This is a genomic window from Streptomyces sp. CRN 30, from assembly GCF_034105845.1.
On sequence record NZ_JAVRHI010000281.1, the window covers coordinates 56,597 to 70,343 of the forward strand.

11 protein-coding genes are annotated in these 13,747 nt (G+C 72.9%); 8 read left to right on the plus strand and 3 right to left on the minus strand.

All coding sequences use genetic code 11. The annotated features are described in order from the left end of the window. The first annotated feature begins 25 nt into the window (after positions 1 to 25). The 3 genes from UW392_RS30115 to nudC all read left to right on the plus strand — a co-directional run bounded on the left by UW392_RS30115 (position 26) and on the right by nudC (position 6,082). Positions 26 to 3,589 carry a UvrD-helicase domain-containing protein gene (locus tag UW392_RS30115; protein WP_320778304.1) on the plus strand — a complete coding sequence of 1,188 codons (3,564 nt, stop codon included), beginning with the start codon at positions 26 to 28 and terminating at the stop codon, positions 3,587 to 3,589. Positions 3,590 to 3,599: 10 nt separating this feature from the next. Beyond that, positions 3,600 to 5,021, plus strand: a complete 1,422-nt coding sequence (locus UW392_RS30120) for a dipeptidase (RefSeq protein ID WP_320778305.1) — start codon at positions 3,600 to 3,602, stop codon at positions 5,019 to 5,021. 89 nt (positions 5,022 to 5,110) lie between these two features. Further along, entirely contained in the window at positions 5,111 to 6,082 is a 972-nt protein-coding gene (gene nudC, locus UW392_RS30125) for an NAD(+) diphosphatase (protein WP_320778306.1), read from the plus strand. A 95-nt stretch (positions 6,083 to 6,177) separates the two neighbouring features. Here the strand turns inward: nudC and UW392_RS30130 are convergent, their stop codons facing one another. Then, positions 6,178 to 6,435 carry a mycoredoxin gene (locus tag UW392_RS30130; protein ID WP_320778307.1) on the minus strand — a complete coding sequence of 86 codons (258 nt, stop codon included), beginning with the start codon at positions 6,433 to 6,435 and terminating at the stop codon, positions 6,178 to 6,180. A gap of 208 nt (positions 6,436 to 6,643) precedes the next feature. On the opposite strand from UW392_RS30130, the gene UW392_RS30135 reads away from it, so the two are divergent. The 4 genes from UW392_RS30135 (at position 6,644) to UW392_RS30150 (ending at position 10,184) form a co-directional block, all read left to right on the plus strand. Continuing rightward, positions 6,644 to 8,842 carry an ATP-dependent DNA helicase UvrD2 gene (locus UW392_RS30135; RefSeq protein WP_320778308.1) on the plus strand — a complete coding sequence of 733 codons (2,199 nt, stop codon included), beginning with the start codon at positions 6,644 to 6,646 and terminating at the stop codon, positions 8,840 to 8,842. Between the two features lie 197 nt (positions 8,843 to 9,039). Continuing rightward, complete coding sequence (locus UW392_RS30140) at positions 9,040 to 9,324, plus strand: hypothetical protein (protein WP_414496718.1); 285 nt, start codon at positions 9,040 to 9,042, stop codon at positions 9,322 to 9,324. A 171-nt stretch (positions 9,325 to 9,495) separates the two neighbouring features. Beyond that, positions 9,496 to 9,864 (plus strand): WhiB family transcriptional regulator, encoded by a 369-nt coding sequence (locus UW392_RS30145; RefSeq protein ID WP_320778310.1) that lies wholly within the window; start codon positions 9,496 to 9,498, stop codon positions 9,862 to 9,864. Continuing rightward, positions 9,861 to 10,184 carry a hypothetical protein gene (locus UW392_RS30150; RefSeq protein WP_320778311.1) on the plus strand — a complete coding sequence of 108 codons (324 nt, stop codon included), beginning with the start codon at positions 9,861 to 9,863 and terminating at the stop codon, positions 10,182 to 10,184. Before UW392_RS30145 ends, UW392_RS30150 begins: the two co-directional genes overlap by 4 nt. 88 nt (positions 10,185 to 10,272) lie before the next feature. On the opposite strand, the gene UW392_RS30155 is transcribed toward UW392_RS30150, so the two are convergent. Both UW392_RS30155 and UW392_RS30160 read right to left on the minus strand, forming a co-directional pair. Then, on the minus strand, positions 10,273 to 11,670 hold the full coding sequence (locus tag UW392_RS30155; RefSeq protein WP_320778312.1) for an AarF/ABC1/UbiB kinase family protein: 1,398 nt from the start codon (positions 11,668 to 11,670) through the stop codon (positions 10,273 to 10,275). Then, a complete protein-coding gene (locus tag UW392_RS30160) occupies positions 11,663 to 12,880 on the minus strand; it encodes a ThiF family adenylyltransferase (RefSeq protein ID WP_320778313.1) in 1,218 nt (405 codons plus the stop codon). Before UW392_RS30160 ends, UW392_RS30155 begins: the two co-directional genes overlap by 8 nt. 214 nt (positions 12,881 to 13,094) lie before the next feature. Between UW392_RS30160 and UW392_RS30165 the strand changes: the two genes are divergently transcribed. After that, positions 13,095 to 13,691 carry a M48 family metallopeptidase gene (locus UW392_RS30165; protein ID WP_320778314.1) on the plus strand — a complete coding sequence of 199 codons (597 nt, stop codon included), beginning with the start codon at positions 13,095 to 13,097 and terminating at the stop codon, positions 13,689 to 13,691. The last annotated feature ends 56 nt before the right edge of the window (positions 13,692 to 13,747 follow it).

A 13,747-nucleotide genomic window follows, 5' to 3' on the forward strand; every position in this document is an offset into this window, starting at 1 on the left:
AGTCACCGCCGCTAGCCTTCCTGGGGTGTCCGCTCGCCTCACCGATCCCGAACAGCTCAAGGAGCTCCTCGGCATCCCGTTCACACCGGAGCAGACGGCCTGCATCATCGCGCCGCCCGCCCCGCAGGTGATCGTGGCCGGAGCCGGCTCCGGCAAGACCACGGTGATGGCCGCGCGCGTGGTGTGGCTGGTCGGCACCGGCCAGGTCACCCCCGAACAGGTGCTCGGACTGACGTTCACCAACAAGGCGGCCGGCGAACTCGCCGAACGCGTCCGCAGGGCCCTCGTCAAGGCGGGTGTCACCGACCCGGACGCCATCGACCCCGACAACCCGCCGGGCGAGCCCGTCATCTCCACCTACCACGCCTTCGCGGGCCGCCTGCTGACCGACCACGGCCTGCGCATCGGACTCGAACCCACCTCCCGCCTCCTCGCCGACGCCACCCGCTACCAGCTCGCCGCGCGCGTGCTCCGGGAGGCCCCCGGCCCCTACCCGGCGCTCACCCGCTCCTTCCCCGACCTCGTCAGCGACCTCCTCGCCCTCGACTCCGAGCTCGCCGAACACCTCGTCCAGCCCCATGAGCTGCGCGCGTACGACACCGCACTGCTGCGCACCCTGGAGGGCGCCAAGCTCACCAACGCCGACCTGCGCAAGGTCCCCGAGACGGCCGTCGCCCGCCGCGAGCTCGCCGCCCTCGTCGACCGGTACAGGGCGGCCAAGCGCGAACGCGACCTGCTGGACTTCGGCGACCAGATCGCCCTCTCCGCGCGCCTCGCCGGCCTCCCGGAGGTGGGCCGCATCCTCCGGGACGAGTTCCGCGTGGTCCTGCTCGACGAGTACCAGGACACGTCCGTGGCCCAGCGCGTCCTCCTCGCGGGCCTCTTCGGCGACGGCACGGGCCACCCGGTGACCGCGGTAGGCGACCCCTGCCAGGCCATCTACGGCTGGCGCGGCGCCTCCGTCGCCAACCTCGACGACTTCCCCGAACACTTCGCGCACGCCGACGGCCGCGCCGCGACCCGCCAGGCGCTCAGCCAGAACCGCCGCAGCGGCGGCCGCCTCCTCGACCTCGCCAACGGCCTCGCCGAGCCCCTGCGCGCCCTGCACGCGGGCGTGGAGGCCCTCAGCCCCGCCCCCGGCGCCGAACGCGACGGCACGGTCCGCTGCGCCCTGCTGCCCACCCATGCCGAGGAGATCGACTGGATCGCCGACTCGATCGGTCACCTCGTGCGCACCGGCACGGCACCAGGGGAGATCGCCGTGCTGTGCCGCACCGCGACCGACTTCGCCGAGATCCAGGGCGCCCTCGTCGACCGCGACATCCCCGTCGAGGTCGTCGGCCTCTCCGGCCTGCTGCACCTCCCCGAGGTCGCCGACCTCGTCGCCGTCTGCGAGGTCCTCCAGGACCCCGGCGCCAACGCCTCCCTGGTCCGGCTGCTCACCGGGCCCCGCTGGCGCATCGGCGCCCGCGACCTCGCCCTCCTGGGGCGGCGCGCCCGGCTCCTCGTACCGCACGCGCGCGTGGGCCCCGACGACGACCCCGACCGGCGGCTCGCGGCGGCCGTCGAGGGCACCGACCCGGCCGAGGTGATCTCGCTGGCGGACGCCCTCGACACGTTCCTGGAGCTGCCGATCGAGGCCGAGCGGGGTGACGACGGGCTGCCCTTCTCGCCGGACGCGCGCGTGCGCTTCGCGCGGCTCGCCGCGGAACTGCGCGACCTGCGCCGCTCCCTCGCCGACCCGCTCATGGACGTGCTGCACCGCGTGCTCGCCGTCACCGGCCTCGAGGTGGAGCTCTCCGCGTCCCCGCACGCCCTGGCCGCCCGCCGCCGCGAGACGCTGTCCAACTTCCTGGACATCGCCGCCTCCTTCGCCGCGAGCAGTGACGGCGAGGCCACCCTGCTCGGCTTCCTCGGCTTCCTGCGCACGGCCGCCCAGTACGAGAAGGGCCTCGACAACGCCCTCCCCGGCGGCGAGAACACCGTCAAGGTGCTCACCGCCCACCGGTCCAAGGGGCTCGAATGGGACGTCGTGGCGGTCCCCGGACTGGTCACCGGCACCTTCCCGAGCAGCCAGGGACGCGAGAAGTGGACCTCCCAGGGCAAGGTCCTCCCGCACGGGCTGCGCGGCGACGCCGCCACCCTGCCCGACGTCGAGGCCTGGGACTCCCGGGGCCTGAAGGCCTTCCACGAGGCCATGAAGGACCACCAGCACACCGAGGAGCTCCGCCTCGGCTACGTCACGTTCACCCGCCCCCGATCCCTGCTCCTAGGCTCCGGCCACTGGTGGGGCCCCTCCCAGAAGCGCCCGCGCGGCCCGTCCGATTTCCTGACGGCCCTGTACGACCACTGCGCCGCCGGCCACGGCGAGATCGAGCACTGGGCGGACGAGCCGGAGGAGGGCGCGGAGAACCCCGCCCTGGAGGAAGCCGCCGCCGACCACGCGTGGCCGCTCCCGCTCGACGACGTCGCCCTGGCCCGTCGACGGGCCGCCGCCGAGACCGTCCTGTCCCACCTGGAGGGCCTCGCCCCCGACGGGCCCGCCCGCCCCGGCGCCGTACACGACCCGGCCTCCCACGGTGATCCCGAGTGGCCGTCTCCGCCGGACGAGGCGGACACCGAGCCGCCCTACGACGACCTCGCCGACGGTGAGCTTCCTCACCCGGCGGACGACCACCCGGAGGAGCACACTGGGCCGGGCGTTCCCGAGGACGACACCGCGGACTGGGATTCGTGGACGAGCGACCGGCCCGCGATCCCCCACCAGGCACCGGCCGCCGAGGCCCGCCCGCACCCTGCGGAGGCGGCCGGCCCGCACCCCGCGGACCCGCAGCCCCTGACTCCCGAGGAGGCCCGCACCATCGCCTCCTGGGACCGTGACCTGGACGCCCTCACCGGAGAGCTGCTGCGCGCCCGTCAGCGCGTCACCGACGTCCCCTTGCCGGCGTCCCTGACCGTGACCCAGATGCTGCACCTGGCCGCCGACCCGGACGGTTTCGCCCAGGAGCTCGCGCGCCCCATGCCGCGGCCCCCGCAGCCCGCCGCACGCCGCGGCACCCGCTTCCACGCCTGGGTCGAGGCACGCTTCGAGGCGCTGCGCCTGCCCATGCTGGAGCCCGAGGAGCTGCCCGGGAGCGATGCGGAGATCGCCGACGAGCGCGACCTGGAGGCGCTCAAGGACGCGTTCGAGCGCACCCGGTACGCCCACCGGACGCCGTACCGCATCGAGGCGCCCTTCCAGATCACGATCGCCGGACGGGTCGTCCGCGGCCGCATCGACGCCGTCTACGAGGGCGAGGACGGCGAGGGCACGACGTACGAGATCGTCGACTGGAAGACCAGTCGCTCCCGTACCGCGGACCCCCTCCAGCTCGCGCTCTACCGTCTCGCCTGGGCCGAGCAGCACGGTGTGCCCCTGCACACCGTCAAGGCCGCGTTCGTCTACGTACGGACCGGGGACGTCGTCCACCCCGCGGACCTCCCCGACCGGGCCGCGCTCGAACGGCTGCTGCGGGAGGAGGCGGGCACGGACACCCGGAATCCGGCCGCCGACGAACCGCCTGACCAGCATGTCCGCGCGGGCCGATAGGCTCGTGAGCATGAGCAAGCCCGTTGACAACGCCGTCAGCGTTGTCCGCACGTACATCCAAAACCATCGCGCCGCCTTCCTCGACGACCTCATGCAATGGCTGCGCATTCCCTCGGTGTCGGCCCAGCCCGAGCACACCGCGGACGTACGGCGCAGCGCGGACTGGCTCGCCGCTCGATTGCAGGGAACCGGCTTCCCGACCGCCGAGGTCTGGGAGACCCCCGGTGCCCCCGCCGTCTTCGCGGAATGGCCCTCCGACGACCCCGAGGCCCCCACGGTCCTCGTCTACGGGCACCACGACGTCCAGCCCGCCGCCCGCGAGGACGGCTGGGACACCGAACCCTTCCAGCCCGTCGTCCGCGGCAACCGCCTCCACGCGCGCGGGGCCGCCGACGACAAGGGCCAGGTGTTCTTCCACACACTCGGCGTCCGCGCGCACCTCGCCGCCACCGGCCGCACCGCTCCGGCCGTGCACCTGAAGATGCTCGTCGAGGGCGAGGAGGAGTCCGGCTCCCCGCACTTCCGCGCCTTGGTCGAACAACACGCCGACCGTCTCGCCGCCGACACCGTGATCATCTCCGACACCGGCATGTGGGACGAGGACACTCCCACGGTGTGCACCGGTATGCGCGGCCTCGCCGAGTGCGAGATCCGGCTCCACGGTCCGACGCAGGACATCCACTCCGGCTCCTTCGGCGGCGCCGTCCCCAACCCCGCCACCGCCGCCGCCCGCCTCGTCGCCGCCCTGCACGACGAGCACGCGCGCGTGGCCGTCCCCGGCTTCTACGACGGTGTCGTCGAGCTCACCGACCGCGAACGCGCGCTCTTCGCCGAGCTCCCCTTCGACGAGCGGAGCTGGCTGGCGACGGCCAGATCGACGGCGACGCACGGAGAAGCCGGGTACACCACCCTGGAGCGGATCTGGGCCCGCCCGACCGCCGAGGTCAACGGCATCGGCGGCGGCTACCAGGGCCCCGGCAGCAAGACCGTCGTCCCCTCCTCGGCCAGGGTGAAGCTGTCCTTCAGGCTGGTCGCCGGACAGGACCCCGACCACATAGAGAAGGCCGTCCGCGACTGGGCGGCCGACCAGGTGCCGGACGGCATCCGCTGCGAGGTCGTCTTCGGCGCGGCCACTCGCCCGTGCCTGACCCCGCTCGACCACCCGGCCCTGCAGTCCGTCGTACGCGCCATGGGCCGCGCCTTCGACAAGCCGGTGCGCTTCACGCGCGAAGGCGGCTCCGGACCCGCGGCCGACCTCCAGGACGTCCTCGGCGCACCCGTGCTCTTCCTGGGCGTCTCCGTCCCGTCCGACGGCTGGCACGCACCGAACGAGAAGATCGAACTCGACCTGCTCCTCAAAGGCGTCGAGACCAGCGCCCACCTCTGGGGCGAGCTGGCCGGAAGCCGGCGCGAGGCACACGAGAAACCCTGAGGAAGGCTCCGCACCTGCCACCGCCCGCCGCACACCCTGCCGAACCGCCCGCCGAGCAGCCCGTCGAGACCACCGTTCCCACGGGGGAGTTGGAAGCACCTGTGACCACCCGGACCGACCGCACCACCGACCGCACCACCGACCGTCCCATCTCACTGACCGCCCCCAGCGGCATCGACCGGGCCGCCCACCACCGACTCGACGAGGCCTGGCTCGCGGCGGCGTGGAGCCACCCCACCACGCGCTGCTTCGTGGTCTCCGGTGGCCAGGTGCTCATCGACGAGACGGAGGACGGCGCCACCGAGCTCGTCATGACCCCCTCCTTCGAGGCCCCCCTCACCGAGGCCCACCGCTACTTCCTGGGCATCGACGACGACGGTGTGAGCTACTTCGCCCTGCAGAAGGACGCCCTCCCCGGCCGCATGGACCAGTCCGCCCGCCCGGCGGGCCTGCGCGAGGCGGGCCTGCTGCTCTCCCCGCGTGACACCGGTCTCATGGTGCACGCGGTCGGGCTGGAGAACTGGCAGCGCACCCACCGCTTCTGCTCACGCTGCGGCGAGCGCACCGTCATCGCGGCGGCCGGCCACATCCGCCGCTGCCAGGCCTGCGGCGCGGAGCACTACCCGCGCACCGACCCCGCGGTGATCATGGCGGTGACGGACGACGACGACCGTCTCCTGCTCGGCCGCCAGGTGCACTGGCCCGAAGGCCGCTTCTCCACCCTGGCCGGCTTCGTGGAGCCCGGCGAGGCCATCGAGCAGTCCGTGCGCCGTGAGGTGTTCGAGGAGGCCGGCATCACCATCGGCGAGGTCGAGTACGTCGCCAGCCAGCCCTGGCCCTTCCCGTCCAGCCTCATGCTCGGCTTCCTCGCCCGCGCCACCTCCACCGACATCAACGTCGACGGTGACGAGATCTCCGAGGCCCGCTGGTTCTCCCGCGACGAGCTGCGGACCGCCTTCGAGTCCGGCGAGGTCCTCCCGCCCTACGGCATCTCCATCGCGGCCCGTCTGATCGAACTCTGGTACGGCGAACCCCTGCCCAGGCCGGGTGGCGCGGTCTGACGCCGGCCCGGGCAGCACGAAGGCGGCCCTCGGACGCATGAGCGTTTCGAGGGCCGCCTTGTCGCGGGGAGACCGACTCGCGAGAGCGTCGCAGGTCAGACGCCGAGCGCCTGCTTCACCTGGGCGAGACTCGGGTTGGTCATCACGACCTCGGAGCCGCCGCCGGCGGGGACCACCTGGACGGTCGGTACCGTCTGGTTCCCGCCGTTCGCCTTCTCCACGAACGCCGCGGACTCCGGGTCCTGCTCGATGTTGATCTCGTTGTACGCGATGCCCTCGCGGTCCAGCTGGCTCTTCAGCCGACGGCAGTAGCCGCACCAGGTGGTGCTGTACATCGTCACAGTGCCCGGCATGTCTCAGGTGCTCCTTCGGCTCGGATGGCGTCGTGCCTGTGAGGTGAACGTACGCGGACGGGCCGCCATTCCCGTACACGAGGGCCCGCAGCGCGTGGCAGGCAGGCGTCCGGCACGGCACGGGACGCCTCCCGCATTAGTACGACTGCGAGCCCCTGCCTGTGGACAACCTGCGCACCGGTCCCCGGCGACCTGGCAGCATGGCGGGGTGACAGCAGCAACGCACTCCACCCTGTTTCCGCAGGTTCCGGACACGCCCGACGCGGTGCTCGAGGGGCTCGACCCCGAGCAGCGCGAGGTGGCGACCGCCCTGCGTGGCCCGGTGTGCGTGCTGGCCGGGGCCGGCACGGGCAAGACCCGGGCGATCACCCACCGCATCGCCTACGGGGTGCGCGCCGGGATGCTGCAGCCCTCCAGCGTGCTGGCCGTCACCTTCACCAACCGCGCCGCCGGAGAGATGCGGGGACGGCTGCGCCAGCTCGGCGCCTCCGGTGTGCAGGCCCGCACGTTCCACTCCGCCGCGCTCCGCCAGCTGCAGTACTTCTGGCCCAGAGCCGTCGGCGGCGCCATGCCGAGGATCGTCGACCGCAAGATCCAGATCGTCGCGGATGCCGCGGCGGCCTGTGGCATTCGTCTCGATCGCAACGAGCTGCGGGACGCCACCGCCGAGATCGAGTGGTCCAAGGTCACGCAGACGGTCCCGGGCGACTACGCGGCCGCGGCTGCCAAGAGCGGTCGCGACGTCCCTCGGGACCCGGCCGAGATCGACCGGCTCTACGCCGCGTACGAGGACCTCAAGCGCAACCGCGCGGTCATCGACTTCGAGGACGTCCTGCTGCTCACCGTGGGGATCCTCCAGGACCGGCGGGACGTGGCGGAGCAGGTCCGCTCCCAGTACCAGCACTTTGTCGTCGACGAGTACCAGGACGTCAGCCCCCTGCAGCAGCGCCTGCTGGAACTGTGGCTCGGCGAGCGGGACGACCTGTGTGTCGTCGGTGACGCGAGCCAGACCATTTATTCGTTCACCGGTGCAACTCCGGACCATCTGCTCGACTTCCGCATCCGGCACCCCGGCGCCACGGTCGTCAAGCTCGTCCGCGACTACCGCTCCACCCCGCAGGTCGTCCACCTCGCCAACGGTCTGCTGGCCCAGGCCCGCGGACGCGCCGCCGAGCACCGGCTGGAGCTCGTCTCCCAGCGCGCCCCCGGCCCCGATCCCGTCCACACCGAGTACGGGGACGAGCCCGCCGAGGCGGAGGGCGCGGCCCGCCGCATCCGCGACCTCATCGCCTCCGGCGTCCCCGCGAGCGAGATCGCCGTCCTGTTCCGTACGAACTCCCAGTCGGAGTCCTACGAGCAGGCCCTCGCCGACGCCGGGGTGCCGTACCAGCTGCGCGGAGCCGAGCGCTTCTTCGACCGTCCCGAAGTGCGCAAGGCGGGCGTCGCCCTGCGGGGAGCGGCCCGCTTCGGTGCCAACGACACCCTCCTCGACGACACCGTCGACCTGCCCTCGCAGGTGCGGGCCGTGCTGTCGGGGGAGGGGTGGACCAGCCTGCCACCGGCGGGCTCCGGCGCGGTCAGGGAGCGCTGGGAGTCGCTGGCCGCACTGGTGAACCTCGCGCAGGACTTCGCCGCCGCCAAGCCGGACGCCACCCTCGGCGACCTCGTCGCGGAGCTCGACGAACGGGCGAACGCACAGCACGCCCCGACCGTCCAGGGCGTCACCCTGGCCTCACTGCACTCCGCCAAGGGCCTCGAGTGGGACGTCGTCTTCCTGGTCGGTGTCGCCGAGGGGATGATGCCGATCACCTACGCGAAGACCGACGAGCAGGTCGAGGAGGAGAGACGCCTGCTGTACGTCGGCGTCACACGGGCACGGGAGCGCCTCCACCTCTCCTGGGCCCTGTCCCGCTCGCCCGGCGGCCGCCCCAACCGCCGTCCCAGCCGTTTCCTCGACGGTCTGCGACCCGGATCGTCCACCGTCGCGGCCCGGAGCGGCGCGGGCGGCGGTGGAGGCGTCGAGCGGGGCCTGCCCGGCACCGCCACCGCCGTGGCCCCGCGGCGCGCCGGCCGCAGACCGGCCCGCTGCCGGGTCTGCGGCCGTTCCCTGCGGGACGCCGGCGACATGAAACTGATGCGCTGCGAGGACTGCCCCTCCGACATGGACGAGGGCCTCTACGAGCGGCTGCGCGAGTGGCGGGCGGTACAGGCCCGCAGCAGTGGCCAGCCCGACTTCTGCGTGTTCACCGACCGCACCTTGATGGCCATCGCGGAAGCCGGACCGACCACTCCGGCCGAACTCGCGCGCATCCCTGGCGTCATCACCCGCAAGCTGCAGCGTTACGGCGCCGATGTGCTCGCCATATGTGCAGGTCAGGCGAATGACGGCGATGGCTGGAACGAGTGATGCGAACTCGTCGAAAAAATAGTTTGCTCATGCCCCAGCAATCCCCATAGGTTCTTAGGCACGAGAGCAGCGGCCTTCTCGGAGGCCCTGATTCCGTGATGTACTTCATATCCGTCGGACCGGTTGACGCCGGCCCCCCAAGACGCCGAGAGGAGGCGAGTCCAGTGATCAGCATCAAGACCATCAGCAGCAGCAAAATGACCGATCGCTCGGCCGTCTCCCTGTGCATGCTCGGCGCCCCGATCCAGGGCACCGGTCTGTCCGGCATCCGTGCCGTCCGGCCCGCCTCCGCCCTGCCCCTCGCGGATCTCCCTGTCCGTGAGCGCAATGAGCGACCGAGCAAGGCACTGGAAGCAGCAGTAGTGGCACAGGCGCAGGCCTATGCCTTTACGGCGGCCGCCGGTGCCGGATCCCTGAAGCAGTCGCAGCACCACACGATGTGGGCCTTCCGTGGGCCTGAACCCTGGAGTCATCCAGCCTGATCACCGATCAGGCCGGCGCCTTCAGGGCCGCGGAACCCCACCCGGGATCCGCGGCCCTTCTGTTTGTCCCCGATCGGGGACGACGGAGCGAAGGGCCTCGGGACGAAAAAGACCCGGTACCAGCCGCCACCCGGCCGATCGGCCGGAACGACCAGACGAGGAAGACGAACCGTGCAACTCGAAGCGCACGCCCCGTCAGTACCGCCTTTCGAAACGCTCCCCCCGCCCGGCCCCACGGAGGACTCCTTGACCCCGCCGCTCGCCCCGCTCACCGCGCTCGACGACGCCATCGAGAACCTCGGCGTGCCCGTCCCCTGCCGCTCCTACGACCCGGAGGTCTTCTTCGCCGAGTCGCCGGCCGACGTGGAGTACGCCAAGTCCCTGTGCCGCACCTGCCCGCTGATCGAGGCCTGCCTCGCCGGCGCCAAGGAGCGGCGCGAGCCGTGGGGCGTCTGGGGCGGCGAGCTGTTCGTCCAGGGTGTCGTCGTGGCCCGCAAGCGGCCGCGTGGCCGCCCGCGCAAGAACCCGGTCACGGCATGAACACCGCAGGCACGATCGACCGCCCCCTCACGCACGACCCCAAGAAGCAGGCCCCGATGAAGTCGTCCACCAGCGAGCCCGTCGGCTCCGCGAGCCCAGACGCCACCGCCGCCGGCGCGCCCGACACGCGCCAGAACAGGACCCGAGAGATGCAACTCATCCCAGAAGCCCTAGCGCGTGCGCATATGCACGACCGCCTGCGGACGGCCGACCAGGAGCGCCGGGCCGTGCGCCTGGCGACGGCCCGGCGGATGCAGCGCCGCGCCGAGCGCGCCTCGATGCGGGCGCGCCGGGCGCTCGCCATGGCCGTCATGCAGTAGCGGCCGACGCCGTCAGGCAGACGATCACGACAGCACCGTACGGGGGCCGGTCCATCGGGACCGGCCCCCGTACGGGCCTTCGCCCCGTTCAGGCGCCCGCCGCCGACTCCTCGCCCCCCGGCTCCTCCGCCGGTACGTCCTCCGCCGCCGTCTCGTCCTCCGGTACGAACCCCGGCAGCCACTCCTCCAGCTCGTCCCGCAGCCGCACCGTCGCGCCCAGCTGGCACAGCACGCCGATGGTGCTCAGCGTCACCCGGTGGATCAGCAGGTACGACGGCGGCAGGTTGAGCTGCTTGCCCAGCTGGTGGGCCGGGGAACGCGGATCGGCGATGCGGGCCGCCTGGGTACGCATCCAGCTCCGGGTGAAGGTGAACTCGTCGGCCCGGGCCGGTTCGATGATCGGCACGAGGTAGTCCAGGACCGCGTCGGGGTCCAGGTCCACGGACTCCTTGACGAAGCCCTCGGTGCACAGCAGCTCGTGGACCCGCTCCGCCTCCCCTTCCAGGGCCAGGCGCAGAGAGTCGCCGATCGGTGCCGGCAGCCCGTCGGGGAGCCGGTCCACCGTTCCGAAGTCGAGGACGCCCAGACGGAGGCCGTCTCCCTCGTCCCCGGCCGGGAGGAGGCGGAAGTTGCCCGGGTGCGGATCGGCGTGCAGGAGGCCGGTGCGCGCGGGCCCGGAGAAGAGGAACCGGGCGAGCAACTGACCCGCGCGGTCGCGCTGTTCCCGGGTGCCGTGGGCGATGACCTCCGAGAGCGGGGTGCCGTCGATCCACTCGGTCACCAGCACCTGCTCACCCTGGTGGACCACGGCCGGTATCAGGACGTCGGGGTCGTCCGCGAACTCCTGGGCGTGTGCCTGCTGGGCCTGTGCCTCCAGGCCGTAGTCGAGTTCCTCGGAGACACGGTCGCGCAACTCGGTGATCAGCGGCTTGATGTCCATGCCGGGTACCAGGGGTCCCAGGAGGCGGGCGAAACGGCCGAGCTGGTTCAGGTCCGACAGGAGGGCCTCGCCGGCGCCCGGGTACTGCACCTTGACCGCGACCTCGCGCCCGTCGTGCCAGGTCGCGCGGTGCACCTGGCCGATCGAGGCGGCCGCCGCGGGCCGGTCGTCGAACGCGCGGAACAGCTCCCGCCACTCCTCGCCGAGCCGCTCCGCCAGCACGGAGTGCACCGTGCGCGTCGGCATCGGGGGCGCCGCCTCCTGCAGTTTCGTCAGGGCGGCGCGGTAGGGCCCCGCTATCTCCTCGGGCAGCGCCGACTCGAAGACGGACAGCGCCTGCCCGAACTTCATGGCGCCGCCCTTCAGCTCGCCGAGCGTCTTGAACAGCTGTTCCGCCGTGCGCTGTTGCAGCTCGCGACCCACGAACTCCGCGGACTTGCCGCCGATGCGTTTGCCCAGTCCCCAGGTGGCGCGCCCGGCGAAGCCGAGCGGGAGTGCGGCGAGCTTGGCGGTGCGGGTGACCGCCTTCCGGGGAAGATCAGACATGCGCCCTCCAGGTCCCGGACCGCCGTGCCGTGTGCGCCGTGCGGGACGAGCTTGTTGCCGGCTGTTGCCCTGTCATTGTCGCGTGCGGCACCCGCTCCTCCGGGGTGTGCTTCTCCTTACCCTTCTCCGCGGCGGAGCACGCGCATGCGGGATGCGGCCGCACCGGCCGTGCGTTCCAGACGAATCCCGGCGCCGCGACCTCCCAGCGGGCGCCCGCGCAGGACGGCAGCCGTCCGTCGAGGAAGGCGAGCGCGTGCGCCGCGGCCGTCGCGGCGACCGTCGCCGCCAGGGTCAGGTCGCAGGCCTCCACCCGGCGGGGCCGGCCCGACCGCCACTGGGCGACCAGGCGCGGCCAGTGCTCGTCCCGGTCGGTGCGCTCCTGGTCGAGGCAGCCCGCGCAGCCCGTCTCACCGGGCAGGACGAGGGGGCCGACGACGCCGGTGCCCTCCACGACCCCGGCATGGAGGTGGGGTGTTCCGGAAGCGACGAGGTCACCGGTGACGGCGGGGTCGGGCGCGTGGACGTCCACCGCGCGCCGTGGGGCGAGGATCACCAGGCCGAAACCCGGCTCTTCGTCCCGGTCGGGCGCCGGTGCGGTCGAGGCGCGCGGGGAACGGTCCGGTGCCGCCCGCCGTACCGCACGGCGGGCCGCGAGGTCCCTGCGCTCGCCGACCGACTCGGCCGGCAGGCCGCCCGGTGCGACGTCCCACGGCTCGACGCGGCCGCCGTCGCGCACGTCGACCTCACCGACGCCCGAGCCCGCGAGGAGTGCGGCGAGGGTGGTGCCCACGCGGCCCGCGCCGCGCACCTGCACGCGCAGGGAACGGCGGGCGGCCAGGTGCTCCATGGCCGCCCCCGGTTCACGAGCGACGAGGGAGAGTGCGGCGAGGTCGGGGCGCAGCCGCTCCATGACCGGCCCCCGGGCGCGCAGGGCGTCGGCGGCCGGCCCCCCGCCCGTCGCGTCGTCGAGCAGACCCGAGGCGGACAGGCGTTCCACCAGCGCGTCGACATGACCTTCGGGCAGGCCCATCCGGCGCCCCTCGTCGCGCAGCAGGGGCAGTCCCCGCGTCCCGTCCAGCAGGTCCAGGAAGCTGCCCGTGGCCAGGTCCATCGGCCCCAGCACCATCGCGTGCGCGGGCGCCATCCCGAACTGCACGGTGCTGAGGTCCCGCCAGCCGCGCCGCAGCGCGGGCTTCACCATCGGATGCATGATCGGCCCCCGTAGTCGTACGTCCCCGTGTGCCGGCGGGAGGTCGTGTGCGGTCCGCCGACGGGTGCCAGCATGCCCGGCTGCCGCGGAGGGCGTCGGAGGTTGTCCACAGGCGGCCGTATTAGTCGTACAAATCGAGCGCGTGGTGTGCGGAACGGAACCGAACCGTCCCGGAGGCGGGACTTCCCCCACGGGCAGCGGGTAACGTCGGGGCGTGCCCGCCGACCCACTGCACCGTGCCGGAAAGCCCGATCGCAGCACGACGAGCCAGCCGTCGAGCGGCTCGGGGGCGAGCGCGATCGAGGTCCGCAGGAGTGCCCGACGGCGCAGAACGGTATCCGCGTACCGCGAGGGCGATCGCACCGTCGTGCTCATCCCCGCCCGCATGTCCGAGGCGGAGGAGCAGCGCTGGGTCACCGTCATGCTCGACAAGCTCGCGGCGCAGGAGAGCAGGCGGCAGCTGGGCGACGGGGAGCTGGCCGAGCGCGCCGAGCGGCTGTCGGTGCAGTACTTCGACGGCCGGGCCCGGCCCGCGTCGGTGCGCTGGGTCACCAACCAGAACACGCGCTGGGGCTCGTGCACGCCGTCCGAGGGCAGCATCCGCCTCTCGCACCGACTGCAGGGCATGCCCGAGTACGTCGTCGACTACGTCCTGCTGCACGAGCTCGCCCATCTGCTCGTGCCCGGTCACGGCCCCCGTTTCTGGCGGCTGCTGGACGCCTACCCGCGGACGGAACGCGCCCGTGGCTATCTCGAAGGGGTCGTCGCGGCCGACCGGCTGCCGCATCTGCCGGCCGCGCGCGGGGAGTGACCTGCCGGGCGGGGCCGCCGGGAGGACGGGCCGCCCGCGATCGGCTGCCCGTGCGC